Source organism: uncultured Chloroflexus sp. (assembly GCF_937129525.1).
Taxonomy (GTDB): Bacteria; Chloroflexota; Chloroflexia; order Chloroflexales; family Chloroflexaceae; genus Chloroflexus.
Genome location: NZ_CAKZNK010000015.1, coordinates 1 through 25,787, shown reverse-complemented (window position 1 = coordinate 25,787; position 25,787 = coordinate 1). Strand labels below are relative to the sequence as shown.

Annotated in this window: 23 protein-coding genes; 11 read left to right on the top strand and 12 right to left on the bottom strand. The window is 58.0% G+C overall.

All coding sequences use genetic code 11. From position 1 onward, the window contains the following. Positions 1-87 precede the first annotated feature (87 nt). Together Q0650_RS00905 and Q0650_RS00900 are read left to right on the top strand one after the other, a co-directional pair. Entirely contained in the window at positions 88-1,797 is a 1,710-nt protein-coding gene (locus Q0650_RS00905; protein WP_298814850.1) for a peptide ABC transporter substrate-binding protein, read from the top strand. 51 nt (positions 1,798-1,848) lie between these two features. After that, complete coding sequence (locus Q0650_RS00900; RefSeq protein ID WP_298814846.1) at positions 1,849-2,907, top strand: ATP-binding protein; 1,059 nt, start codon at positions 1,849-1,851, stop codon at positions 2,905-2,907. Between the two features lie 225 nt (positions 2,908-3,132). Here Q0650_RS00900 and Q0650_RS00895 read toward each other — a convergent pair whose 3' ends face one another. After that, a complete protein-coding gene (locus tag Q0650_RS00895; protein WP_298814843.1) occupies positions 3,133-3,327 on the bottom strand; it encodes a hypothetical protein in 195 nt (64 codons plus the stop codon). 514 nt (positions 3,328-3,841) lie between these two features. Between Q0650_RS00895 and Q0650_RS00890 the strand changes: the two genes are divergently transcribed. Then, positions 3,842-4,858, top strand: a complete 1,017-nt coding sequence (locus Q0650_RS00890; protein WP_298814840.1) for an NYN domain-containing protein — start codon at positions 3,842-3,844, stop codon at positions 4,856-4,858. 23 nt (positions 4,859-4,881) lie between these two features. Here the strand turns inward: Q0650_RS00890 and gatC are convergent, their stop codons facing one another. From gatC to Q0650_RS00860, 6 genes are all read right to left on the bottom strand, one after another. Beyond that, entirely contained in the window at positions 4,882-5,172 is a 291-nt protein-coding gene (gene gatC / locus Q0650_RS00885; protein ID WP_298814837.1) for an Asp-tRNA(Asn)/Glu-tRNA(Gln) amidotransferase subunit GatC, read from the bottom strand. Positions 5,173-5,189: 17 nt separating this feature from the next. Continuing rightward, complete coding sequence (locus Q0650_RS00880) at positions 5,190-5,828, bottom strand: CDP-alcohol phosphatidyltransferase family protein (RefSeq protein ID WP_298814834.1); 639 nt, start codon at positions 5,826-5,828, stop codon at positions 5,190-5,192. A 58-nt stretch (positions 5,829-5,886) separates the two neighbouring features. After that, positions 5,887-6,795 carry a PfkB family carbohydrate kinase gene (locus Q0650_RS00875; protein WP_298814831.1) on the bottom strand — a complete coding sequence of 303 codons (909 nt, stop codon included), beginning with the start codon at positions 6,793-6,795 and terminating at the stop codon, positions 5,887-5,889. A 15-nt stretch (positions 6,796-6,810) separates the two neighbouring features. Next, on the bottom strand, positions 6,811-7,911 hold the full coding sequence (locus Q0650_RS00870) for a ParB/RepB/Spo0J family partition protein (protein ID WP_298814829.1): 1,101 nt from the start codon (positions 7,909-7,911) through the stop codon (positions 6,811-6,813). Then, the gene (locus Q0650_RS00865) at positions 7,908-8,702 is read right to left on the bottom strand and encodes a ParA family protein (protein WP_298814826.1); all 795 of its coding nucleotides are present in this window, start codon (positions 8,700-8,702) and stop codon (positions 7,908-7,910) included. The genes Q0650_RS00870 and Q0650_RS00865 overlap by 4 nt, the downstream gene beginning before the upstream one ends. Before the next feature lie 353 nt (positions 8,703-9,055). After that, positions 9,056-10,453, bottom strand: a complete 1,398-nt coding sequence (locus Q0650_RS00860; RefSeq protein WP_298814823.1) for a peptidoglycan DD-metalloendopeptidase family protein — start codon at positions 10,451-10,453, stop codon at positions 9,056-9,058. 166 nt (positions 10,454-10,619) lie between these two features. Between Q0650_RS00860 and Q0650_RS00855 the strand changes: the two genes are divergently transcribed. Further along, on the top strand, positions 10,620-11,195 hold the full coding sequence (locus Q0650_RS00855) for a bifunctional nuclease family protein (protein WP_298814821.1): 576 nt from the start codon (positions 10,620-10,622) through the stop codon (positions 11,193-11,195). 358 nt (positions 11,196-11,553) lie between these two features. Continuing rightward, the gene (locus Q0650_RS00850) at positions 11,554-12,171 is read left to right on the top strand and encodes a phosphoribosyltransferase family protein (protein WP_298814818.1); all 618 of its coding nucleotides are present in this window, start codon (positions 11,554-11,556) and stop codon (positions 12,169-12,171) included. A 181-nt stretch (positions 12,172-12,352) separates the two neighbouring features. Here Q0650_RS00850 and ruvA read toward each other — a convergent pair whose 3' ends face one another. Further along, positions 12,353-12,940 (bottom strand): Holliday junction branch migration protein RuvA, encoded by a 588-nt coding sequence (gene ruvA, locus Q0650_RS00845; protein ID WP_298814815.1) that lies wholly within the window; start codon positions 12,938-12,940, stop codon positions 12,353-12,355. Between the two features lie 42 nt (positions 12,941-12,982). Between ruvA and Q0650_RS00840 the strand changes: the two genes are divergently transcribed. After that, the gene (locus Q0650_RS00840; protein WP_298814813.1) at positions 12,983-13,426 is read left to right on the top strand and encodes an isoprenylcysteine carboxylmethyltransferase family protein; all 444 of its coding nucleotides are present in this window, start codon (positions 12,983-12,985) and stop codon (positions 13,424-13,426) included. A gap of 11 nt (positions 13,427-13,437) precedes the next feature. Here the strand turns inward: Q0650_RS00840 and Q0650_RS00835 are convergent, their stop codons facing one another. Both Q0650_RS00835 and Q0650_RS00830 read right to left on the bottom strand, forming a co-directional pair. Then, positions 13,438-14,709, bottom strand: coding sequence for an MgtC/SapB family protein (locus Q0650_RS00835; RefSeq protein WP_298814810.1), 1,272 nt, complete (start codon positions 14,707-14,709; stop codon positions 13,438-13,440). 343 nt (positions 14,710-15,052) lie between these two features. After that, a complete protein-coding gene (locus Q0650_RS00830) occupies positions 15,053-15,853 on the bottom strand; it encodes a DUF429 domain-containing protein (RefSeq protein ID WP_298814807.1) in 801 nt (266 codons plus the stop codon). A gap of 80 nt (positions 15,854-15,933) precedes the next feature. Here Q0650_RS00830 and Q0650_RS00825 point away from each other — a divergent pair, with 80 nt between their 5' ends. Then, positions 15,934-16,386: a chemotaxis protein CheW gene (locus tag Q0650_RS00825; RefSeq protein WP_298814804.1), complete on the top strand. Its 453-nt coding sequence runs from the start codon at positions 15,934-15,936 to the stop codon at positions 16,384-16,386. Positions 16,387-16,442: 56 nt separating this feature from the next. Here the strand turns inward: Q0650_RS00825 and Q0650_RS00820 are convergent, their stop codons facing one another. Continuing rightward, a complete protein-coding gene (locus Q0650_RS00820; RefSeq protein WP_298814801.1) occupies positions 16,443-17,969 on the bottom strand; it encodes an NAD(P)/FAD-dependent oxidoreductase in 1,527 nt (508 codons plus the stop codon). A 1,045-nt stretch (positions 17,970-19,014) separates the two neighbouring features. On the opposite strand from Q0650_RS00820, the gene Q0650_RS00815 reads away from it, so the two are divergent. Continuing rightward, positions 19,015-20,373, top strand: a complete 1,359-nt coding sequence (locus tag Q0650_RS00815) for a TrpB-like pyridoxal phosphate-dependent enzyme (protein ID WP_298814798.1) — start codon at positions 19,015-19,017, stop codon at positions 20,371-20,373. 49 nt (positions 20,374-20,422) lie between these two features. Here the strand turns inward: Q0650_RS00815 and Q0650_RS00810 are convergent, their stop codons facing one another. After that, on the bottom strand, positions 20,423-22,375 hold the full coding sequence (locus tag Q0650_RS00810) for a hypothetical protein (protein ID WP_298814795.1): 1,953 nt from the start codon (positions 22,373-22,375) through the stop codon (positions 20,423-20,425). 114 nt (positions 22,376-22,489) lie between these two features. Between Q0650_RS00810 and trpS the strand changes: the two genes are divergently transcribed. From trpS to Q0650_RS00795, 3 genes are read left to right on the top strand one after another with little or no spacing between them, the layout of a single operon-like run. After that, a complete protein-coding gene (gene trpS / locus Q0650_RS00805) occupies positions 22,490-23,500 on the top strand; it encodes a tryptophan--tRNA ligase (protein ID WP_298814793.1) in 1,011 nt (336 codons plus the stop codon). Positions 23,501-23,536: 36 nt separating this feature from the next. Then, complete coding sequence (trpE, locus tag Q0650_RS00800; RefSeq protein WP_298814791.1) at positions 23,537-25,051, top strand: anthranilate synthase component I; 1,515 nt, start codon at positions 23,537-23,539, stop codon at positions 25,049-25,051. Positions 25,052-25,069: 18 nt separating this feature from the next. Next, on the top strand, positions 25,070-25,687 hold the full coding sequence (locus Q0650_RS00795; RefSeq protein WP_298814789.1) for a methylated-DNA--[protein]-cysteine S-methyltransferase: 618 nt from the start codon (positions 25,070-25,072) through the stop codon (positions 25,685-25,687). Positions 25,688-25,787 lie beyond the last annotated feature (100 nt).

The window sequence follows — 25,787 nt, the reverse complement described above, 5'->3', positions numbered from 1 at the left end:
CATTGTGTTTTATTGCCGCTATGGTATTGTACCACAAGCTTGTGCCAATTCGCCGTTTTGTCTATCGAGCATTGGTATAATAATTGTATGAAACATCACAACCCGCTCCGGCAATACCGATTGTATCTCATCTGGCTTATGCTGGTTAGTAGCTGGCTGATTGCCTGTGGAATGCCGGCACTTCCCACTCCTACTGTTACCCTGCCGCCGACCGCCACGCTGCCACCGACCGCTACCCCTTTACCACGCGGCGGCACCCTGACTCTGCGAATCGCTGCTGATATTAGCTCCCTCCGCCCATGGCAACCGCGCTCGCGCGACGAAGAATCCCTGATCGGGCTACTTTACAGCGGTCTGATGCGACTTGATGCCGATTTGTGGCCGACACCAGATCTGGCCGAGCGGCTCGACATCGACGAGTCCGGACGGATACTGACCTTTACGCTGCGCCCCGATCTGCGCTGGCACGACAACCAGCCCCTGACAGCCACCGACGTGCTCTTTACCCTTGAAGCATTGCGGAGCCTGCCTGAAACCAGTACTGCCCTGCTCGCCGACCTGCGTTATATCAGTACCGCGTCTGCTCCTGATGAACGCACGGTGGTGATCGAACTGCGCAGTCGTTACGCGCCGATCTTGAGCTTGCTGGCAGTGCCGATTTTGCCGAGTCACCTCTTAAGCGGGCGCGATCTGAGCCAGATCAACTTTCTCGAACAACCAATTGGCAGTGGGCCATTTCGCCTGGTTGAGCGACAGCCCGGCATCGGTCTCATCCTTGAGCGTTTCGAGCAGTATCATCATGGGGCGCCTCTGCTTGATAAAGTAGCGCTGACGGTCATCCCCGAAACCGATGTTGCTCAAAGCGCGTTGCGCGATGGCCGCCTGCTGGCGGCAGAACTAGACTGGAGTGAGCAGGCAGTTCTGGCCGATGTTCCCACGCTGCGGACTGGAAGTATCCCGGAAAATGGCGTGTACTTTCTCGCCTTCAACCTGCGACCCGGTCGTCCTTTCGCCGATGTACGCTTGCGCCAGGCGCTTGCCACTGCTATCGATTTGCCGCGCCTGGTTGAAGCAGCCACCAAGGGAGCAGGCATCCCGGTTGGCAATGGCGCGCTACCGGGGAGTTGGGCCGATCTGACGGCGCCGGTAACCGCCGGCGATCTACCGGCGGCGCGTGAAATGCTTGATGCGGCTGGATGGACGCTGCCGCCGGGAGCGACCATCCGCCAACGCGAGGGAGTGCCGTTGATTGCCCATCTCTACGCGCGCAACGATGACGAACGGCGATTGGTGGCTGCGCGACGTATCGCTGAAATTGCCGCCAGCATCGGCATTCAGATTGTTGTCGAACCGGCTGATTTTGCCACCGTCATCCTCGCCCGCTATGTCGCGCCTTACGATTTCGACCTCTTGCTCGGCAGTTGGATCAACGGCGCCGGCGATCCTGCGTTTGCCGATACCATGTTCTACGATCCCGATGATTTCGCCCTTTTCCATTCCAGCCAACTTGCCCAGGGGCCAGAAGATACCCGGGCCACACGCAATTTTGTTGGCTTTAACGATCCGGTCTATGATGAGCAGTCCCTGATCGCGCGCCAGTTGTATGGTCGCGAGGAACGACGTAGCGCGATAGCCCAATTGCAGGCTCGCCTCGCCAGTGAATTGCCTTATCTGTATCTGTGGGTGGATCGTTCGGCAGTGGTGATCAACACCCGTCTGCATACACTTGACGGGCCGATTGACCTGAGCACACCGCGTTATTTGTGGAATATCGAGCGCTGGTACCTGCAACCGTAGACTTTCGTTGGTCGCCTGCGCGCTTGCGCCTGGTAGAGAAAGGGCGTCACGATGAGCAATCCTTTTGGCGAGCGCGGTCGCATTACCGATCCGAGTCGGTTTGTCGGACGTTGGCGAGAACTGGGCGCTGCTTGTGAACAACTCGAACGACGGCGGCCATTGTTGCTCTACGGGCCGAGCGGCAGTGGACGTTCGTCGCTCCTTACCCATCTGGCGCAGGCGGCAGGAGCAGTGCTTGAAATTCCCAACCTCAATGCCTTCTACCTCGATTTAGCTCTGCTACCCGACGCTGTCACCACCTACAGCCTGATCGTGCGCGCGCTCGGCGGCACCGAACCGACCATCACTGCGCTCGAACAGCGCCTGGCGGCTAGTGGTCGTCCGGTGCTGATCTGTCTTGATGGCGTTGAGGCAGCGATTGCAGCCGGCTGGGGGGAAGACCTGCTTGAACGGTTGGGCCGATTGGCCCGGCGAAGTGCGCCGGGCTACCACGGTGTTGCCGGCCCAACCGGCCAAAGCCTGGCCTACGATCTGATGGTCGTCGGCGCGGTGCGAGGGACGCCGCCGCTGCTCAGTGAACCGTTTGCTACCGTGCGGCTCGGCCCGCTCAGCTTTGCCGAAGCGCGTCTGCTGCTCGACAGCTACCTTGATGAAGGTGAGGCATTGTTTAGCGCCGACGAGGTGCGCGAGCTGATGAGGCTCAGCGCTGGTCAGCCCGCTTTTCTGCAACGAGCCGCATACCATCTCTACGAAACCCGTCGTCGGCCAACGTACCGTTGGCGCAAGGCCTATCGAGCCGAACTGCGGGAAAACCCGCCGGTTGAGAACCCGCTGCCGCCGGCAATTTTTGAGGCTGAAGACGATGAGGATGATGAAGACGAAACCGGGCAACCAGAGCTACCTGAGGCTGAGCCTATCAATCGCCGGCGACGCCGGCGAGCACACCTGCCGCCCGGCGATGATCTGCGCCCGCTGCTGGCAGCGGTAGGACCGCTACTGGCCGGACTCGTTGGCATGCAAGCCAGTAATTCATGGCCGGTAGGTGTTGCCATTGGCGCGGCAGGCTACCTCTCGGTGATTATCTGGAACTGGCGCCAGGGAGACGGGTAACGTCGCGAAGTGACCTTCCTGCAATAGCCCCGCTCACCATCCGGGTGTCAAGACAGTGGGAAGCGTATGGCAAGACAGACACGCTTGCGTAACGCTCCCCGGCAGCGATCCAACTCTCGAGATACCCATTGGCTGACGCTTACCGACACTTCTCACCCGGATCATTGTCTTGCGCCGGTAACAAGCCTCAGGTTAGCAAACACGGACTGAAGAGCCTGTTACAAATCAGGCCGCCATTGCTACCACCAGCGCCAGGGTGACGAAGATAATCAGCGCAAACCCCAAATCACCGTTCCCCGAATCAGATGGCGCTTCGGCGCGCAAATAGACCACCGGCGGCAACGAAGGCCGCGGTAAGGCCGATCCGATTGCCGTCGCGCCAAGCAGCACCGTCAGGCCGAGCAGCAACATGGTCATCATAGCGCGCCTCCTGTGTAAAAAGTGTCTAATTAACACTAAACTATAGCGATTGAAAAACGGGGTTATACCCGCTTGGTGTTAATTTTACACTATTTACCAGACGTTGTCAAGGAGAAGGCGCGAGATGTTTCCCGTGAAACATCTTTCCTGTCACAGGATGGTTAATCAGCGCTAACGACATTGATGAAACCGCATGGCTGTACCCGCCGCCAGAACACGAACGGGAACGCGCGATCCGTTGTGACAGCTCTATTACATCAGGCGCAGATCGGATATGAAAAGCGCCTTCGCAGCCATTCCGGCTGTGAGCGCGCCCATCTCATCAATTTCACTCCGGCTTAGACCAGGCAGATCGCGAGATAGTTGGAACAGTGCCACTACACTTTTCCTGCCAAGACACTGTTATGCAGAGGTATTCCCGGCTGCTACCAGGCGATAGCAGGTTATGTTACAGTTACCTTGCTTTGCTATAATACAGACACTCAATCCCCGGCATTAAGTTTCGGAGAACAAGATGCCATCACTGTTGCCCCTGACCTGGCGAGCAATCGCGCGCGCGCTACGCTCACTGCTGACTACCCGCTCCAAAACTCCGGTTCCGATCGCTGCGCCACCTCCCACGCAACGAGTTGCACTGCTGATTGACGGCGAAAATACATCGGCGAGCTTTGCCGAGCAGGTGGTGAAAATCGCTCGTCAGCAAGGCATTCTGTGCGAGCGACGGGTCTTTGCCAACTGGGCCTTACCCTCGTATCAGAACTGGATCGAACCGATCGCCCGCTATGATTTGCGTCCGATCCACCACGAACGGGTTTCGACCGGCAAGAATGCGATTGACATTCTGATAACCGTGGAAGCGATGGATCTGCTGTTTCAAGGCCGGATTGACTGCTTCTGTATCGCCGCGAGTGATAGCGACTATACGCCGCTGATTAAGCGGTTGCGGGCAGCGGGTATCAAAGTTGTCGTGATTGGGAACGGGAACACACCGGGCGCGTTGAAAGCGGCAGCCAGTCACTTTGTGTTACTGGAGAAGGTCGGCCCAGGACAGAGTGAGTCATCGCCACAGGAGTCGCCGCTGGCTCGTAGTGACGCATCAGAACCAAAGTTAACTCAGCCACACCAGGATGGGTCAATGATGCAGCCGCTAACCCACGCGCAGACCGCCTCAATCATCGCGCGATCGCCAGCGTCTACCATGCCTGAAGCTTTACCGACGAACGACCAGCTATTGCAGGTAGCCGCCTGCTGGCTGGTCAGAGCTATCGATGCAGCGCCGAAACGGGATGGCGATTGGGTGAGCGCCGGTTTGCTCGGCCAGTCGCTGCGCCAGATCGATCCTGCCTTCAAGCCGGGTCAGTTCGGTTACGGCAGTCTGGCGAAGCTTGTTAGAGCTTGCTGTGCGCAGTATCCAGAGGTGTTTGCCCTACGTGAGCAGACCAACGGACAAGTCGATGTTCGGCTGGTACGCACCTTCCCCCCAGACACATTGGCCGGTCATCGCCGGGATGACGCTGCCCAACCGCAATAACGTCGGTTGCAACTGCGGAATCGCTACTCCTCAAACACGGCGCGAACCCGGAACATCCCATCTTGCTGATCGGGCGCGTTGGCCAGCGCCTGTTCCTGGGTGAGCATCTCGCCAACCACATCTGGACGCCAGACGGTGGTCAGGCCGGTCACCTGTGCCGTAGGCGGAACGTCGCTGACATCGACTTCCTGCAGCATCGCGATGTAATCGAGGATAGCCGAGAGCTGCGCGCGCATGACGGCCACTTCGTCATCCGTGAGGGCAAGGCGGGCAAGGCGAGCCACGTGGCGAACCTGAGCTTCGGAGAGAGACATAGCCACCTCACTAAAAATTATGCAACACCTGATTCTTTGCGCAACTTTTGATCACGCCCTGAGACTACTAATACCTGGCGAGTGTATAGCAAGCGTTGCACCGCAGTAATATGCGAAGCGACACCAACAGCGATTACCGCCCACTCTAGCACAGGCAAATTGGGGATTAGAGGCATCAACAGCAGGCCGAGTAGCAACAAACCGAGCTTCTCTTGCCGACCGGCAAATCCGACATTGCACGACGCCAGCTTGCCGGTAGCCTCGGCCCGCGCCCGCACATAGCTGGCCATCACCATGCCAAAGATAGCGAAGAGTGTCCACACCGGCGCTACCACGCCAGAGAGCATCAACCCGCCCATGACAAACGCCTCAGCGTAGCGATCGGTCACGTGATCAAGCACCGTGCCATACTCACTGGCTTTGCCGCTGGCTCGCGCCGTGGCGCCATCAAGGACATCGGCTAGACCCATCAACAAGATAGCTGCTACTCCCCACAAAAAAGCGCGCTGTGAGAGAAGGTAGCCGGCCACTACACTGAAGAGGAGACTCAGGTAGGTAAGCGCGTTGGGATGGATTCCCAAGCGAGTGCAGAAATGACCGAGCGGCAACGAGGCCTGCTCATAAAATTGGCGAAAGCGGGCAAGCAATGGCATCATTGACATTCATCCTCTAGCTAGAGCGCTGCTCAAGCGCATACCCCCATCCATTGCCAGATTAGCGATACTGCTGCACCAGTGACGCTGTCCGCCGCTCCACTTCGGCGGATGTGATCGGCGCGTCAGGACCGGTATACTCAATCCAGATTGAGGCGGTAGCTGCGCCAGTGCAACCGGCGCGGAACAGATCGAAGGGATCAGACAGGTAGGCATGGAGAAAACCGGCCAGATAGGTGTCACCGGCCCCGGTTGGATCGCGGGCTTCGGTCGCGTAAGCAGGAATGGCGATCGACCGCTCACCGTCATCGATGTGCGAGCCGGCTTCAGCCAGAGTCACAATGGCAATTGCGCATCCGGTTTCGCGTAGACGCCGCGCGGCCAGTGCCGGATCATGGCGAGGGTCGATACCGGTAATCACCTTTGTCTCGACCTCGTTGGCCTTGATGACGTGACAGAGGGGAGCAATCGCGGCGAAGGTCTCGGGGAGAAAATGCTCGATCCGGCCATCCGGGCCAAACCGTCGTAGGAGACCTTGCGGATCGAGAAAGATCGGCGCATCGGTACAAGCGCGAATCGCCTGGATCAAGTCGAGCGGTGTCTCTTGCAAAATGGGGCCAACGATCACCGCTGCCGCGCTGACGATTGCTGCCGGTACCGTCTGAATCGGTTCGGCAACGCCAAGCACATCGAGCGTGCGATCGCCACGCGCATCGTAAACGAGTTTAAACCCTCCCGTTTGCGGCGACAATTCAACGAATGGCTCTATTCCATAGCGGACAAGTTCCGATTGAAACCGGTTGATGTAATCCGGACCCACTCGTCCAACCAGTCCGGTCGCGCGACCGAGGCGACTCAGGGCAAGGCAGGCATTGGTAGAACACCCAGAGAGCACGCGACCGTCGGTGTGCGCGACCGGCGTGATAATCTCATCATACACAGGATTGCCAAAAGCAATAATTGTCGTCATATGGGCATCCACTCGCTAACTTCCGGCTAAACGATCGTACAACCCTTGCAACTGTTCATCACCATACAGCGTAATCGTTACTCTGATGGTTTTTCCACTCCGGGCAATCTGCACCGGTGTTTGCAACAACTCTTCAAACATTTGCTGAGCCATGCGGTCTTCAGGTGAAGCACCCATTGGTGAACGTATGCGATCGGGAGGCTCTCGCGTTGATAACGTGGGCGGTATGGGACTACTCCGGCTACGTATCTCGGCCAGCGCTGCACCGATCTCGGTTCCCGCGGCCAGGGCGGCGCAGAATCGCTCGGTTTCAGCGCGGTTTAGACGATGGGTCATGACCGCTTCGCAGGCTGTCGCCTGAAGCTGCGGGTCGGCCAGTTGTTGCAATGCCAGCGCCTGTGCCGGTTCGATCTGACCAGCGCACAGGGCATTGCGCGTGGCAGCCACCAATCCAGGTTGAGTAACCAGTTCGGCGAGCCGTTCTACATCGCGCACCGAGAGTTCGCGCGCCTTAATCAATTCCAGCGCAGCCTGTTGGTCTGCCGGATCCTCGAGGCGCAGCAGAGCGCGACCGTGCCCGGCGCTGATCACACCGTCAAGGAGGGCCTGTCGCGCGGTTGGAGTAAGGCGGAGCAGGCGACGGCTGTTGACAATCGCCACCCGACTCTTGCCAACCCGACGGGCAATCTCTTCATCACTCAGACCAAACTCTCGCCGCAGTGTCTCATAAGCTTGCGCTTCTTCTAGCGGGTTGAGATCGGCACGCTGGACATTTTCGACCAGAGCCAGTTCCAGGAATTGCTGCGGGGTAGCATTTTTGACGATAGCCGGCACTGTCGTCAAACCGGCCATGCGGGCGGCGCGCCAGCGCCGTTCGCCGGCGATCAGTTCGTAGCCGCCTGCCGGATCTTCGCTCACGATCAGGGGCTGCAAGACACCGTGGGCTTGAACAGACGCCGCTAATTCGGCGAGTGCCGTTTCATCGAAGGAGGTACGAGGTTGAGCGCGATTGGCCCGGATGGCGGTTACTGGCAATTCGCGCACCATGGTTTGATCGGTGGTGGTTGATGGAATAAGCGCATCCAGGCCGCTGCCTAAACCACGTTTCCGGCTCATACTCGCTCCTCTCGCCCAATCAATTCGTCGGTGAGCAGCGCATAGGCTTGCGCGCCGCGCCCATGGGGATCATACTCATAAGCCATACGTCCATGGCTTGGCGCTTCACTCAGACGCACGCTGCGTGGGATGAGGGTGCGACAGATAAGCTGTGGAAAGTAACGTTGCACTTCGTCCACAACCTGCTGCGCCAGATTGGTGCGGCCATCGTACATGGTCATCACGACTCCCAGGATGCGCAGGAGTGGGTTCAGATGCTCGCGCACCCGCTCTAGAGTTGTTTTGAGTTGCGCCAGGCCTTCGAGGGCCAGATATTCACATTGCAACGGAATCAGCACCGACTGAGCGGCGCAGAGTGCGTTGAGGGTTAACAATCCCAGCGAGGGAGGGCAGTCGATCACGATCCAGTCGTAGCGGTGTAGCAGTGGCGCTATGCCATCACGCAGGCGCCATTCGCGCCGTTCCAATGTGACCAGTTCCACGGCAGCGCCGGCCAGTTCTTGATCGGCGGGAATAATATCGAGTCGCTCACGCCCACTGGCGAGCGGTATCGTTTCCGGCGGCGCGCCACCGAGGAGGAGATCGTAGGTCGTGACAGTCAATGCTGCTTTGGCAATGCCCAGGCTCGTTGTTGCATTGCCTTGTGGATCGATATCAATCAAGAGCACCCGCCGGCCACGACGGGCCAGTTCACCGGCAAGATTGACGGCAGTCGTGGTTTTGCCAACGCCGCCTTTCTGATTTGCAATTGCCAGTACGCGCGGTTGCGAGCCTGTCGCTTGCTGTTTCACGTGAAACACCCACACTAAGCAGCTACCCTGGCTGCTATTGTACCATAGGCAGCAGACAGAACGAACCTGAGCCCCGGTTACAGGGCCAGTTCCTTTGCGAATGCCCGCCGGTTATCGAGGAAACAGCCTGGCAAGATTTCAAAGGAGAGCAACCGGATAGATAGTGCCCCGCCTTCCGGTGAAATTGGCAACGCAAGCTTCATCAGCAAGCTGCATCCACGCAATGCGCGCGCCGGCTGCACACATCCACCGTGTGATACTTGAGGAAATGGCTGTGCAGAGGATGGTAAACAAGACGTTCAGATCAGTCCAAAGGGCCAGGCATCAGCCGCTGCCTCCAGGTTCAAACCCTATCACGGCAAATACCGTAGTGGATTGACCGCCCGTCCGTTCACGAGAATGGTAAAGTGGAGATGAACACCGGTTGAGTAACCGCCTCCGGCGCGATCGTAAGTGCTCCCCATGTGGCCGATCAATTGCCCGGCACTCACCTCCTGCCCAACCCGTACCACCGGTCGCGCAATCAGATGGCCATAGATGGTCTCAATTCCACCGGGATGCCGAATCTTGACGCAATATCCGTAGCCGCTACACCAGCCGGCTTCGTAGACCCATCCCCGACTGGCGGCAACAATCGGCGTCCAGGCCACATTGGCAATGTCAATCCCGTTGTGAAACCCTCCCCAACGTGGCCCAAACCCCGATGTTAACACCCCGCGCGCTGGCCATACCCATCGCGGTGGTGGCGGCGGGAAGTCTCGAACCTCTGGCAGCGTAACGACCTCAGCCGGATCGACCTCTAGCAGATCGCTCCGGATCCAACCGGTAACGTCACCAATCTCTATCTTGAGCCAGTCATTATAACGACCACGTAACGCTACCTGCCGCCCCGCTGCCAGTTGCGTCTGCCGCGGATAATCGGTGCCGGGGCCAGACCGAACATTTGTTTCATCAGCTAAAATGACGCCAACCAGTTCGGCCTTGCGCTGCGCAAATGACTCCTCCTGCGTCACCGTCCAGGTCAAGCGACCGCCAGGAATGAAGATCTCGCGCCCGACAATTAGTTGCCCGTCTTGCAGTCGGTTTGGGGCAAACGTGATAATCGCTTCCGGCGCGACACCGTATCGCCCGGCAATTACCGCCAGCGTCTCGCCCGCGGCCACCGTATGGGTAGCGCCCGCAAGACGGGCAATCCGCAACGGTTGACCTACCCGTAAAGCATCACCACGATCAAGCTGATTAGTCCAAACCAGTGTGCTTAATGGGATTTGGTAGCGTGCTGCTACTTCGGCCAGCGTCTCACCCTCACTCAACAGGTGCGTAGTCTGGAACGCTGTTACAACCGGTATAGGAGCGCTAAGCGCCGGAGCTACAGGCTCCGGTTCATCTGCTTTGACCGATGATCGTCGCACCGCCGGCGCAATTTTCACTGCCTGCTCCGCCGGTGTCGTCACAACGAGAGTGGCAACTTTAGTGACGGGATGAGGCTCCATCAAAGCCTGCCAGGGAAGCAACTGATCGATGGAAAGAATCAACGCAATCACAACGATCAGCAGGAGATGTCCTGTTCGGCGTGATGGTTGAAACCGCCAGCGAATCGCGCGTCTCTCCAACGACACTGCCGCCACACCAGATGAGTGATAGTATTGACCTTCGCGTAAACGCCGCGCAAGTTGACGGGCCGCAGCCAGCCGGCGCTGACTTCGGTTCCATCGCTCAAACCAGGGAGGTCGATCAAAGATAACCTGCATGCTCGTACTCGCTCTTCTTACCGGGAGAGCATACACCGGGCAGATTGGTTTGTCAATCTTGACGGCATCTTTCGTCGCATGATAAGATATAACTGCTGATTCTTCCGCTGCCCGATCCGGATCCCACTTAAGCGCCGGAGATGGGCGTTTCATGAAAGGCCGGCCGATGATACGAGTCGTCGTCGATAGTATCCGTGTCAGCCTGTTGACGCAGAGCCGGGTCGTCGTCCTCCGTGAAACTGAAGGAAATCGTTACTTGCCCATCTGGATCGGTCAGTTTGAGGCCGATGCCATTGCGATGGCAATTCAGGGTCACGAGCCGCAACGACCAATGACGCACGACCTGCTCAAGGCTGCCATCGGCGAACTGGACGGTTTGGTCCGTCACATTTATATCAATGACATCCGCGATAACACCTTCTTCGCGCGGATTCTGATTGACCAGGCCGGGCGCGCGATTGAGCTTGATGCCCGTCCTAGTGATGCCATCGCGCTTGCCGAACGAGTTCAGGCGCCGATCTTTGTGGCTGACCACGTGCTCGAGCAGGCTGGGGTGCTGTTTGATGAAGAAGAACAGTCCGAAGATGTCACGCCTCCTGCGCCGAGCCGCAGCGCAGAACCAGCCGCTGAGACCTCTTCGGAAAATGAGCCTGAACTCAACGAAGATTCACTGTCGATTTTCCGTAACTTCATTAATACGCTCGATCTTGACGACCGCGATCGTCCAGGGGAAAAATCGTAAGGCGTATTCAGAGTGCCTCGGCAACAGGGCGGGTGAACCGCCCTGTTCCTGTTTTTACCCCTTGTGGATAACTGGCAATATTATGTGGAAAACTCGTCACCTTTGTGGATAACCTGCGGAATATCGCGTGTATAGTTCGTGGACGCTTTGCGGAAGCTGCCGCTTATGGTGTCATGCACTCTTCCCATGTGGAAACATGTTCCCATGATTTCCACATGCCGAATCTAGCCTCAATATGCTGTATCTACCGGTTCTTCCACATCTTCCACAGCCCTATCACCACGGCGATTTCCAAATCACTTGTTTATTATCATGAAACTTATGGTACCGAATTACAGCTAGAGGTGTAAATTGTTCTATGGCCCCACAGCAAGATACGTTGTGTGCTCCCTTCCCGCCACTTGTTAGCCGGATTGCTCAGGAAGCAGTCGTAGTTGATGATCAGATTCTGAAAATCGACCATTTCCTTAACCACCGCATTGACCCGAGCTTGATGCAAGCGATCGGGGCGGAGCTGGCAACTCGCCTGGATCGGTTTTGTCCCGATCTGATCGTAACCGCCGAAGCGAGCGGGATTCCACCGGCATTGGCCGCGGCGCTGTCCGCCCAGCTCCCGCTGGTCTACGCTAAAAAGTATGATCCCGACGTGCCGACGCCGGCGTTGACCCGCCGGGTTCCCTCTCCAACTAGAGGGCGCGAAACCCAACTGGTCATTACTGCTCGCTTTCTCCCTGCCGGCGCGCGGGTAGCCATCGTTGACGATTTTCTTGCAAATGGACGCACCGCTCTGGCACTGGCCGAAATGATTCGGGAAGCCCGCGCCACAGTGGTTGTTGCTGCATTTGTGGTTGAGAAATTGTTTCAAAAGGGGCGCGAACCGTTGCTTGAGTTGGGTATTCCTGTGGTCGCGCTGGCGCAGATCGAGCGGTTTGTCGCCGGTCAACCGATATTGGCCGGTTGGCCGCTGGGTAGTTGAAGGACTGTAAGCTGATTAATGCAATGCTAACCGTGTCGCAGTTTGGGATAGGCTGGCCTTCCTTTTCCAGGTCAATGCATTCATCCGTGCCGATGCCATTCCTCCGTTCGCAGAGGAGAACCGGTTCGTCTTGACCGATGTCCTGGCGATTGAAGCTTGCGGTGAAGCTGCATTTTCTCCGTCACGCGCTGCCAAAATAGCGCAACGCCAGGCGTAACCGCTCTTCCAGCGCCGCAGGCGCATCAGGCGGCAAGGCGGCAATCGCCGCCGCCGCCTCAGCGGCACTGTAACCTAAACTGACCAGGATGTCACTCAGTTCACGATCAATGCTAGCCACACTGGAGCTGACTGCGCTGGTCGGCTGGCGTAAATCGATCTTGCCACGCAGCTCGAGCACGATGCGCTCAGCTGTTTTCTTCCCGATACCCGGTACCCGGGACAAGCGGGTAATGTCGCCGCCGGCGATCATCGCGCGCACTTCATCTGGTGAACCACTCGAGAGCAGGCTGAGCGCCAGCTTTGGACCAACTCCACTGACGCCGATCAGTTGCTCAAACAGGCTGCGCTGAGCGAGATCACTAAATCCGTACAGCGTGAGCGCATCTTCCCGCGCGATCAACGTTGTATGCAAGAACGCTTCACTCCCCACTGCGCCGGCGGCAGCCAGTGTCGTTCGAGGCGCGTAGATAAGGAATCCGACTCCACCGGTTTCGACGACCAGGTGATCACTGCCTATGCTTTGAATAATGCCGCGAATTGATGCAATCATGAGAAGAGAACCTTGTTCATTATTGTTGGGAGGTCACCGGTTATGATCCGTTCGCCGTTTCGTTCGTTTGGTCTGGTGTTTGCTCAGTTTTCCTGCCTGGGTGCAATTGCCTTGACTGGACCATTGCTTCCTTCCTCGCCGATTTCGTTCGGTCTGCTGATCGGTGGCGTTGCGCTCGGGTTGTGGGCTTTGCTCACAATGCGTTTGCGTCGTCTATCAGTCTTGCCTGATCCGTTGCCGCAGACCGAACTGGTGTGCGTTGGACCGTATCGCCTGATTCGCCACCCGATGTACGCCAGCCTTCTGCTCATCACACTTGGCTGGATTTTGGCGGCGCCAGAAATCTGGCGTTGGACGTTATGGTTGCTTTTGCTGGTCGTATTGGTGGCCAAGCTGCAATACGAAGAACGCCTCCTCCTCGCGCAACTTCCCGGCTATCGCGAGTATCAGCAGCGTTCCTGGCGGTTGGTGCCACTGCTTTGGTAACCTGCCCGATCTTACCATGTCCCAACCAGCGTGGCGATCATTGCGCCACTGATCAGCAGTAGCGCCGGCGCGATTGCGTGTCGCAGTTTTCGGTGACCACCGAATAGCGCAATGGCGCCTTTCACCAGCGTATTGGTTAATGCGGCAATGCCGATGGCGTTGGCGGCGGTAGTGCTATCTATACCTTCTGTGGCAATTGCCAGCTCGCTGAGCGATAGCGTGATCGCATCAACATCAACTAGCCCACCAAACAGACTGCTGACAAGGATTCCGGTATTGCCAAATTGCGCGCGGGCGACATTGGCGCCAACCAGGATGATAGTGTAGAGCAGGCTAAAGCCAATCGCTGAACGCAACTCCAGCGGATTGCCCAACAGTAGTGGCGTTTCCTCATGCTGACGAGACTGGCGGGCCAGCCACCCTCCCCACAACAGGCAACAACCTCCCCCAACAATCAGGGTTGGCCATAATGCCTGCAAAACCGCCGGCGCGACAGTACCGGTTAGTAGCCCTATCCGCGCAAACATAACGCACCATGCCAGCATAATGGCCAGCGCATACTCACGGCTCAGTTCTGGCGCTTGTCGGCTGCGTTGGGTGTTACTGAGCGTCACAGCAGTTGATGAGACGATCCCGCCGATTAGACCGGTCAGCGCAATGCCGTGAGTTGTGCCAATAATCTTATGTAAAACATAGCCGCTAAAACTCAACGTTGAGATCAGGACTACCAGCAACCAGATCTTCTGTGGATTCACTACCTCAAACGGCGCCGGGCCGATCGAGGTGTTTGGCAAGACGGGTAAGACGACGAGACTGATCGCAGCCAGCGTCAGGGCTGCCTGCATATCCTGCGCGCTGAGCTGACGCGCCAGTCCATGTAAACGCGCTTTGAGGGCCAGGAGCACTGTGACAGCTACCCCAACCGCTGTAGCCACAGTTCCGTATCCCCACGCTACCAGACCGCCGCAGAGCATCGTGATCAGTACCGCCATCTCGCTGGTCAATCCGACCCCTTCGCGCTGGCTGCTCAAGATATACGCTGCGATCAGCAATCCACCGACAACCAGCGTTAACGCAGCAAAGATCTCCGGTGCCTGCAATGTCAGTGCTGCCAGTCCGGCGGCGCATCCGATCACGCCAACGATAGCGTAAGTGCGCACACCCGCAAAGAGATCCTCGCTTGCGCCATACGCATGTTCGCGCTGCAAGCCGATCAAGGCGCCAATCAGCAATGCCAGGCCAAACTGGTAAAACAATTCGGTTTGCGCAGTATTGTCGAGCATGATTCGCCTGCCAAACAATCAGGTCGCCTGAGCATCGCGTTGGGTCGTGTCAGCGTTACGGCGACACTGGATGACAGCCATTGACAGGCATCATCTTCTCCTGTACCGGTATCGGCGACACTGCCGCCACGCGCGCCAGGGCGAAGGCTTTTGTCTAGCATACTGTGCCGGTGGCGGCGCTGCAAGCGTCCAATCGGTTAACGTCACGCTCGCATTCATAGGCGACAAGATCAGTCACCGGTTCTGGCTCGCGATACCGGACGAAAGTCAGCGTTGCCGCCCAATGACTGCCGACAAGCGGGGCCGCGCGCGCGATTCGTTTGCTGTTGATGTGTTCCAGAAGTCAGGCTGATGTCAGGTGGTCCGCTTCTCGCCAGTAGGGGGTGAAAATCGCTCCACCCGTTGCGCTGCCAAAGCTCCGGCAGCGCGTGGCGCCCCAGCGGTGACCGTAAAGCGCAATGTAAGCGCAAAGTAACGCATCTGCCTCGTCTTCGATGGCTTTAAGGTTTCTGCTCTCTATTCGGTCGGGTGATTGAACGGGCCAGAGCTGATCGACTCCAATCAGGGGTGGATCGCCGGTTGTCAGGCTGGCCAGCAGGTTAAGGTAGCGTGCCAGCTCGCGACGGCGCTCAATCGGCGACCGCCCAGGTCGCGCTTTGTATTTGAGAATGCGAGGTAATCGAAACAAGACCACGGTCGCCGGGTGGGGAAAAACCTCAATGACAAACCTGCCGCTTGCCGCCGCTTCAATCGCCGGTGTGTAGACAAATCCATCCGCTGCCAGCTCATCCAGCAGCTTTTCACCACGCGCGCCGCCGTAACGCGCCAGCAAACGCCGGTTAGCCGGGTGTGGGCCGGCGTCATACTTGCGGAAAGCCGCAGCCAGTTCGGCCTCAGCGGAGCGACGGCCAGTCTCATTGGGCACCAGCAACGGCGCATCAACTGCCAGAATCGCCGGCGCGTCACCGATCAACCGGCGAATTGTTTGCACAATCTCGGCGGTCGTTTGTAGCCGACATGGCGGCTGGACAACCTGCGCTCCTGCCGGTGTGCCGGCGCAGACCGCAAAGCCGCTCGGGTTGCGCTCTGACCAGGCCAGATCAAGGCCGAGATAGAGCGTTTGGCGCGAAGGTGTAACGTTCATTGCCGGTTGCTCGATTATAACTCTGTCACCTCGGTCAATGCGCTACAGTATGAGCAAATATATACGACAGGGAGGTCTCTATGAGCCTGCTCAAACCACCCCCCACGACGATGGTTGTGGTCTGCCGTATCGGCAGTCAATACGTGGCGTTACCGATGCAGAACGTCGCTCACACGGCCCGTCTCAGTGAGCTGATGCCCTTCAGTGATGCGCCGCCAGTTGTCTGTGGTATTGTGACACTCCATGGCGCGACAGTTCCGGTCATCGATGGTCGTTCGCTTCTCGGTGAGCCACCCGGTTACGAACTTGACAGCCACATCCTGCTTGCAGCTCCTGAGTTCGATCAGCCTCCTGAAATCGGTTTGCTGGTTGACGAAGTGATAAGCCTGCATCGAGTCGGTGCAGACGGGATCACCCCACTCGAACACATTGATGGTATCTCGTGTGGCGTCGTGCGCGATCTGCCCCAGCCTGCGCTCTTGCTTGATGTCGATGAATTGTTTGCGCTCGCTCACGGCGGTGCGCGTGATTGATGATCGCGAAGGGCGAGACGCCAACTTCGGTGTCTCGCCCGCAACGTTGTGTGCCGTTACAGGCGAACCGGGCGCGCAACCGGCGCCGGTTGCGTGAGCGGCAGGTCTTCACTGATGAACTGGACTGCGCTCTTTGCCGCTTCCAGGATGGTCATCAACCCGCTTCCCGGATGCACTGCGCCGCCGATCCAGTAGAGCTGACGGGCGCCGTTGTGTCGAATATGCGGGCGGAACGGCCCAAGCTGACTCCAACTGTGAATCAGATTGAAGACTGCGCCGAGATAGGTATGGTGCTCATCGCGCCACGTCTCGGCGGTGTAGCGTCGTTCAACCACGATGTGCCGCTCGACATCCTCAAATCCTAATTTCACCATCTGGCGAATGATCAGATCACGGTAGCGTTGCTCGACTGCCGGCCAGTCAACCGGGTAGCGCAGATTGGGAACGGGCACAAGCACAAACAGTGTGCTATGGCCAGGCGGAGCATTGCCCGGGTCAACAATTGTCGGGTTGCAAACGTAGAATGACGGATCTTCTTCATCAAGCACTGCGCTCTTCGCCCATAGCGGATCGTTGCGCCGAATGCTCGCCGAGAGGTAGAGCTGATGATGCGGCAGATCATCCCACCGTCGATTCACCCCCAGGTAGAGCATAAACGTCGAGCACGAAAACTCCATCGAGTTGAGTTTCTGATCGGTATACGTGCCGCGCGCGTGAGGCGGAATGATGTGACTGAGGGCATAGCCAAAGTCGGCGTTAACCACCACGGCGTCAGCAGGTACCCGTTCTCCGCTAACCAGTTCGACTCCACAGGCCCGGCCATTTTCGACCAGTACCTGCTTGACCGGCTGATTGTAGTGAATGACCACGCCTAGATCAGTCGCCGCTCTGGCAAGTCCCGCTGCCAGAGCGCGAAACCCACCGATCGGATGCCAGATCCCTTCGGCAAATTCCAGGAAGGTCACCAGGCTGAAGACGCTCGAGCATGCCGTCGGATGCATTCCCAGATATTTTGCCTGATACGAGAGCGCATACACAACCCGCTCATCGCGGAAGAAGCGCTTGAAGTGATCGTACAGACTTTCCCATGGCCGGAATGCCAGCGCCGCTGCCACTTCGCGCGGCTTCAGATAGCCGAGAGGCGTTCGCACCGGCGTGCCAAGGTATGGTTCGTAGCCGACTACATACTTGCGAATATGCTCGATGTACCAGCGTTCAAACGCTGCCGGTAGCTCCGGGTCGAAGCGGGCCAGTTGCGCTTTGAAGGCGGAAACATTTGAGGTCAGATCGAGATGTTCGCCATCCCAGAAACGAATCCGGGTATTGGGATCCAGTCGTGTCAGCAAGACATAATCACTGAAACGCAACCCGGCGCTCTCGAACAACTCATCATAGACCCGCGGTACCTGCAAGATGGTTGGCCCGGTATCAAAATGATAGTCGCCGAGGGAGAATCCCCGCATGCGTCCCCCTGGCCTGTCAACCGCTTCAAAGATCTCGACCTGATACCCGCGTCCGGCCAGCCGAATGGCCGTGGCCAAACCTCCAGGTCCCGCGCCAACAATCACAATCCGTTGTGACACAAACTACTCCTCTGCCGTGTAGCAAACTCTTGTTGCACTATCTCCTGTTTGAGTATACACCGCTTTTCGGTGCCGGTCACGCCCTGGTTCGATTCGGTTCCCGGCAGACAATGGAGATCCGCTATTGGATTGTGGATAACTGGTGGAATTGTGGATAACATGGGGAATGTTCATAACCTGATCAGCGTTAACGTTCGTCTAATCTTCGATTAATCAAGATCTAATACAAGACTGTTACACTTACCATCGTCAAGCGGAGTGATTTGCGGTGGTTGCCGCGCGACAGATAAGTTTTCAATCTGCCCACCGCCCTCATCCCCTCTCTCCGGCTACCCGCGAAGGGTGGCCGTTGTTGATTCTTGCACTTCTTGCCTTCCGCTAATAGCACTGAATCTGTAATACTGTCAATTTGTCCTGTGAATCCGGTGTGCATGTTTTCTGCAGGCCGTAATGACAGACAGTCGGGGCTGGCGGTTGTTTCTCGCTCAGGTTCGATTGCTGGTGTTACCTGAAAACGCGCCACGACTACGCGAGCGATCTTGGTGATTCTGATCGTGCCATTACTGCGGTAGGCACTATGTTCTGCTCAAGCGCCGGATCAATGCCGGCGTGAATGACACCTGCGCCAGGCAGACCGGTTTGCCTGGCGCAGATGGCGCGTGATCGTGCGACATGCGTTGACACCTGTAGGCAAGAATGGTATACTGCCGCCACATGCAAATAGCCGACGTTGATCAGGAAGAGTAGCAAGCGCGGCGACAGTCCAGCGAGCCGGTGATGGTGCGAGATCGGCGAGTTCGGCGCTTGTGAATGGGCCTGTGAGTCGCGCGGCAAACCGGGAATCTTTCCCGCAGTAGTCGTTGCCGGAGACGCCACCGTTATCAGGGCGCTGGGTGTGAAGCGGCAGAGCCGACAGCACCCGCAGAGTGCGCCGTTTGCGCGAGCAGCGGCGAACGAGAGTGGCACCGCGGTTTACCCGTCTCTCGACCAATCTGGTCGAGAGCTTTTTTGTTGGTTGATTGCAGTGCATGAAGGAGAGGTGTCCGTGGAAACCATCAAGTATCTGCTCAGCGAAGATCGCCTGCCCGAGACGTGGTACAACATCGCTGCCGATCTGCCATCGTTGCCACCGCCGCCGTTGCATCCAGGAACCGGCCAGCCGATTGGCCCGGCTGACCTTGCGCCACTCTTCCCAATGGAGTTAATCAAACAAGAGGTCAGTACCGAGCGCGCCATCCCCATCCCCGACGAGGTGCGGGCAATCTACCGGCAGTGGCGGCCTACCCCTCTTTTCCGCGCGCGTCGTCTTGAACGGGCGCTCGATACGCCGGCGAAGATTTACTACAAGTACGAAGGAGTCAGCCCGGCGGGCAGCCACAAGCCTAATACCGCCGTCGCCCAGGCCTACTATAACAAGCAAGAGGGTGTTCGCCGGCTCGTCACAGAGACCGGCGCCGGTCAGTGGGGGTCATCGCTGGCCTTCGCTGGCGCGCTCTTTGGTCTTGAAGTTGAAGTCTTCATGGTCAAAATAAGCTACAATCAGAAGCCCTATCGGCGGGCGCTGATGGAGACCTACGGCGCGCGCGTGATCGCCAGTCCCAGCGCCGAGACGGCTGCCGGTCGCGCAATTCTGGCCGAGCATCCCGATAGCACTGGCAGTCTCGGTATTGCAATCTCTGAGGCAGTTGAGGTGGCGGCTCAACGCGACGATACCCGCTATGCGCTTGGCAGCGTGCTCAATCATGTGCTGCTCCACCAGACGGTCATTGGTCAGGAAGCGCTGCTCCAGCTCGAGATGGCCGGCGATTATCCAGATGTGGTGGTTGGTTGTACCGGCGGCGGTTCTAACTTCGCCGGTATCGCATTCCCCTTCATCGGAGCAAAACTGCGCGGCGAGCGCCCGCTGCGCGTCGTTGCGGTAGAGCCGGCAGCTTGCCCGTCACTCACCAGGGGCAAGTATGCCTATGACTTTGGCGATACCGCCCATCTGACCCCACTGATCAAGATGCATACCCTCGGTAGCACGTTTGTGCCGCCCGGCATTCACGCCGGTGGCTTGCGCTACCACGGGATGGCGCCGCTGGTCAGTCACCTGCTCGAGCTGGGCGTTATCGAAGCCATCGCGATCCAGCAGCTCGAAACCTTTGCCGCCGGGGTGCAGTTTGCCCGGGTCGAGGGTATTTTGCCGGCGCCCGAAGCCAATCATGCCATTGCCGGCGTCATCCGCGAGGCGCTCCGCTGCAAGGAGGAGGGCAAGAGCGAGGTTATCCTGTTTAATCTCTGTGGCCACGGCCATTTCGATTTGCAGGCCTATATGGATTATCAGGCCGGCAAGCTGCGCGACTACGAATATTCCGATGCCGAAGTCGCGATGGCTCTGGCCGGTTTGCCGTCGGTCGGCTAGGAACAACTTGAACGGGCCGTGAGGAATGCCACGGCCCGTTACCAAACCGTTAACGCGAGGTGGTGAACATAACCTGTACCGTATTCAGTGGCCCGGCTGCATCGATAATCAGGTAGCGACTCGCGCCGATCTGCTCGATCTGGAGCGATGCTGACGCGCCATTCAAGATAACTGCTTGCGGATTGGCTCCGGCAGGGAGCAGCAGTCGCAACCGAAATGTTTCGCCGCTCCCGGTGACAGCCAGCTCAATGCGCCCTGGCTGACCGACAATGGCAGGAGTAAAGCGCCAGTGGTAGGCAACGTATCCATCGCCGGCAGCGTATCGCGCAACAGCGTAGACATCACGAATCTCGTGAACGGGATCGGCCAGCCAGCGCGGCGAAATAACGACTGCGTTGAAGTTTACCTGTCGATCTTCGATGCCGGCGGCGCCTTCGATCAACGCGCCGAGCATAGCGCTGGCTCCCCAGCCGTCAGTGGGGAGAAATTCACGCACTGGCGCGATCCCGCCGGTCGGGTAATACCAGAGGTAGGTTGCGCCGGTGCGCTCGATCAGATCAATGTAACGTTGCAGAATGTTGAAGCCGTAGGCTTCGTACCCGAAGCGAAATGCGCCGCGCGCCAGCTCGCCGCCAACGAGCGGCATGACACCGCCGTTAACGTATTCGCCGGGTCGTTCACCCAGCCGGTTGTTCATACCGAAAGCGCTGGCGGGAAAGGGTGGATCGATACTGTACCATTCGGCAAAAGCAACGCGGTTGGGATCGTTCAGTCGGCGCAGATATTCACCAACAATCGCCTGCCCTTGCGATTCACTCAGCACACCGCGATTGAGCGCAATGGCATTTGAGAGGCTCAATTGCTCGGCTTCATTCACGCCGGGCACATCGTAGGGGATGAGTTTGACGTGATGGGTGTAAAAACGGCCATTCCAGCTCAGCGCATTGAGGCGCGTCATGATGTCGGCAGCAATGATTCGGCGCACCGCGGCCAGATCGGCCTGACCTGCCGCCTCTTCCATCAGGGCCAGCGCATTGAGTGCCGCTGCCAGGCCAGTATTGTCGCCGTGGAAAATGCCCCATTTGGTCTGCTCATCGATCCAGTGACGCGGCCCCAATTCACCCGTGTTCGGATTTACTACCGCCGGGCCATATTCGTAGTCCCAGGTGTCAATGGTGAACGGACGCTTCACCAGGCCAAGCGTTGGTTCCCAACGCAACGGATCGCGCAGCGTATAGTCGAGTGCCCGCTGAGCCGCAGGCAGCATCTTCAGCATCCAGTCGGTATTGCCGGTGACCTGCCACGTTTCAAAGATCAACTGGACAAAGAGATATTCAACATCGGCTTCGACCGGAGTGCGGAACGCTGGAATGCCCCATTCTGGCCGGGCCAGAAAGTCTGGCAGACTGCCATCGGGCGCTTGCGCGCGGGCGAAGGCCTCCGGCAGCGAGTAGAGATCGGTCTCAAAGTAGCGAAAGGCGCGATTCTGGTAGTAGTGATCGCGCAACCAGAGCAATGGGCTATCGGGCGAACGGTAGCCGGCCACCGGTTGCCCGTCAAGCTGATAACTCAGCCGGTCTGCCGCCATAAACTGGCGCACTGTTGGATAGAGGCGGTCGTAGCCGGTCACGCCACTACGCAGCGCGGTTTCGGCAGTAAGCCGATAGATCTGACCACTGGCGACCATCTCCCCGTCAGCGGTGAAGAGCGCAGCCCAGTGCTCACCCAATGCGCCGCGTGGTATCACCTCAATCCAGCCTTCGCCGTTGGCAATAGTCGATGGGAAGGCGCCGGCAAAGCGCCCGCGACTGTCGAAGACAAGCAGCGTGACCGGCCCCTCGTAGCCGGTGATGCGCGCAAAGACCGGCGTGGGTGTCAATGGTTGCACGGTTGGATGAAGACTGGTGAAACTGGCGGAGGTGTTTGCCAGCAGCGGCGTCGCCGGTATGCTCAGGCTACCGAGCAGCCCGATCAACATCAACCAAAGGAACGAACGCTTCATCGCATCCCTGTAACTATCGCGAAAGACAATGATGGCTTTAGTATATCATTAATTTTCTGATGGCTTTGTCATCGCATGTGCCTGCACAAAGGTCATCTGCTTGAGGAGAATAGTATGAATCGCAAACCTCGTGTCTTTTCCGGTATTCAGCCTTCGGGCAATCTGCATATCGGTAACTATCTGGGCGCAATCCAGCAATGGGTAATCGGTCAGGGGCAAAAAACCAATTTCATCTGTATCGTCGATTTGCACGCAATTACCGTTCCGCAGGAACCGACGGCTTTGCGCCAGCAAACTCGTGAACTGGCCGCATTGCTGATCGCCTGTGGAATTGATCCGCAACAGACCACGCTCTTCGTCCAGAGTCACGTGCGCGCGCATGCCGAGTGTTCGTGGATTTTTAGCTGCGTTACGCCGCTTGGCTGGCTCGAACGCATGACCCAATACAAGACAAAAGCCCAAAAACAAGAGAGTGTGATGACTGGCCTCCTCACCTATCCGGTGCTGATGGCCGCCGATATTTTGCTCTACGATGCCGACGAGGTGCCGGTCGGCGAGGATCAGAAGCAGCATATTGAATTGACCCGCGATCTGGCTCAGCGCTTCAATCATCTGTTTGGTGAGACGTTCGTCATTCCTAAACCGGTCATCCGTGAGAGTGGCGCCCGCATTATGGGGCTGAACGATCCATCGGTTAAGATGAGCAAATCGGAAACCACTCGCGGCCACGCCATCCGGATTGTCGATGATCCCGATGAGATTCGGTGGGCGATCAAGCGGGCTGTGACCGATTCGTACAATGAAATTCGGTTCAGTGACGATCCGGCGCGCGCCGGGGTAAATAACCTCTTGCAGATTTACGAGTTGCTGACCGGCAAGAGCCGGCCCGAAATTGAGGCCCATTTCGCCGGTAAAGGCTACGGTACGCTGAAGCGTGAATTGACCGAGGTCGTGATCGAGTCGCTTCGGCCTATTCGCGAGCGCTACTATCAGTTGATGAACGATCCGGCTGAACTCGATCGTATTCTCGCCATCGGCGCTGCCCAGGCTCGCGCTGTCGCCGAACCCAAGATGACCCAGATTCTCGAACGGGTCGGGTTTGTGTTGCCGAACGATCGTGTGTAATGCCGGTTGGGGCAGATCAATCAATGGGGAAATCGAATGTACTATCCAACCCTTGACCAGATGTACGAATTGCGCCATCAGGGCAATCTCTGCCCGATTTACCGCGAGATCATGGCCGATCTCGAAACGCCGGTCTCGGCATATCTTAAAATTGCCCAGGGCGGTCTCGGTTTTCTGCTCGAAAGCGTCACCGGTGGTCAGAATGTCGGGCGCTATTCGTTTATCGGCAGCGATCCGTACATGGTGTTACGAATGCACGATGGCGTGGCGCAGGCCACTCACGGCGGTTATAAGCAGACACTCTCGTATACTGACCCGCTCATCGTGCTTGAGAGCTATCTCAGTGCTTATCGTCCGATTCGGCTCCCTAATCTGCCGATCTTTGTTGGCGGCGCCGTCGGCTACCTCAGCTACGAATCGGCCCGCTATTTCGAGCGGTTGCCGATACCGTCGATACGACCTTACGACATGCCTGATAGCTGGTGGATGTTTGTCGATACACTGCTCGCCTTTGATCACGTCCGCCACAAGATCATCGTCATCTCGCATGTCCATCTCGATGTCGAGGATCTGGCTGCCGAGTATCAGCGCGCCGTCAACCGGATCGAGCTGCTGATTTCCCGCCTGCAAAGACCGTTGCCGCCGAGCGTCGGTTTCAGTCTGCGCAACTACGAGCCGCACAACACGCCATCCCGTTTGTCGCCCAATCCGGTCGCCTCGAATCGCACCGAAGCCGAGTTTAAGGCGGCAGTCTTGCGCGCCAAAGAGTACATCATGGCCGGCGACATCTTTCAAGTACAGATTTCCCAGCGCTTCAGCAAGGCCACGAGCGCCGACAGTTTCACCATCTATCGCGCCTTGCGCACCATCAATCCTTCGCCGTATATGTTCTACATCCGCACCGGTGAGGGCGATCTGGTTGGAGCTTCGCCAGAGATGCTCGTGCAGGTGCGTGATGGCAAAGTCACGACACGCCCGATTGCCGGCACGCGCTGGCGTGGTCGTGATGCCGCCGAAGATGAGCGCCTGGCTGCCGAGCTTCTGGCCGATGAGAAAGAGCGTGCCGAGCATCTGATGCTGGTCGATCTGGGTCGCAACGATCTGGGTCGGATCAGTGAACCTGGCACTGTGGAAGTGCCGGTGTTTATGACCATCGAAAAGTATAGTCACGTGCAACACATCGTCTCAGAGGTCACCGGTCGTCTGCGCGCCGATCTCAAGCCGATTGATGCTTTGCGCGCCTGCTTCCCTGCCGGTACCGTTACCGGCGCGCCTAAGATCCGTTCGATGGAGATTATCGCCGAACTGGAAGGTGAGCAGCGCGGTATCTACGCCGGCGCAGTCGGTCACCTTGGTTTTAACGGTGATCTTGACACGTGCATCGCCTTGCGCACGCTGATTGTCAAGGACGGCATCGCTTACGCTCAGGCTGCCGCCGGCGTGGTTGCCGATAGCACGCCTGAATACGAGTTCAATGAAAGCTGTAATAAAGCGGCGGCGTCACTGCGCTCGATTGATCTGGCTGAAGAATTGCAATCTGGTGTCTCGTAGTATGTCGATCGTTGCGTCATGCTGAGGGGGACGCGCGACGATTATCCGCATGTGACGGGTGAGCTACTCGATGGCGCAGCTCGCCCGTCAGCAAAAGGCACTGTTGTGAAGATCAAAACAATCTCAGTCGCCTTCTCTGACAGCCCGTTGGGGCGGGTGCTGGTGGCGGCTACCACGACCGGCCTGTGCGCCGTCTATCTGGGCGATAATGATTCTCCATTGCTGGATGCGCTACGCGCCGGGTTCCCGTTTGCCTCAATCAATCTCGCCGAAACCCAGGTGACATCGGCGGCAATTGCCGCGATTACAGCCTACCTGCGCAACGAAGCCGATCTCCCGCCATTGCCGCTCGATCCGGTGGGCACTCCTTTTCAGCAGCAAGTCTGGCAGGCATTGCGGGCCATTCCGCGTGGTAGCACTCGCACCTACGGCCAGCTTGCCGGCGCGCTCGGCCTGCCGGTCACTGCGGCGCGAGCAGTGGGTCGCGCGTGCGCTGCCAATCCACTGGCGGTCGTGGTGCCGTGTCATCGCGCGCTTGGCGCCGATGGCAATCTGCGCGGCTTTCGTTGGGGGCTGGGCCGGAAACGCGCGTTGCTGGCGCTCGAAGGCGTGTTATTGCCTGAACTCGATTTGTGAGCTGGCTTGCTACCACGCCTCAAATCGCGCGCTTGGCGCCGATGGCAATCTGCGCGGCTTTCGTTGGGGGCTGGGCCGGAAACGCGCGTTGCTGGCGCTC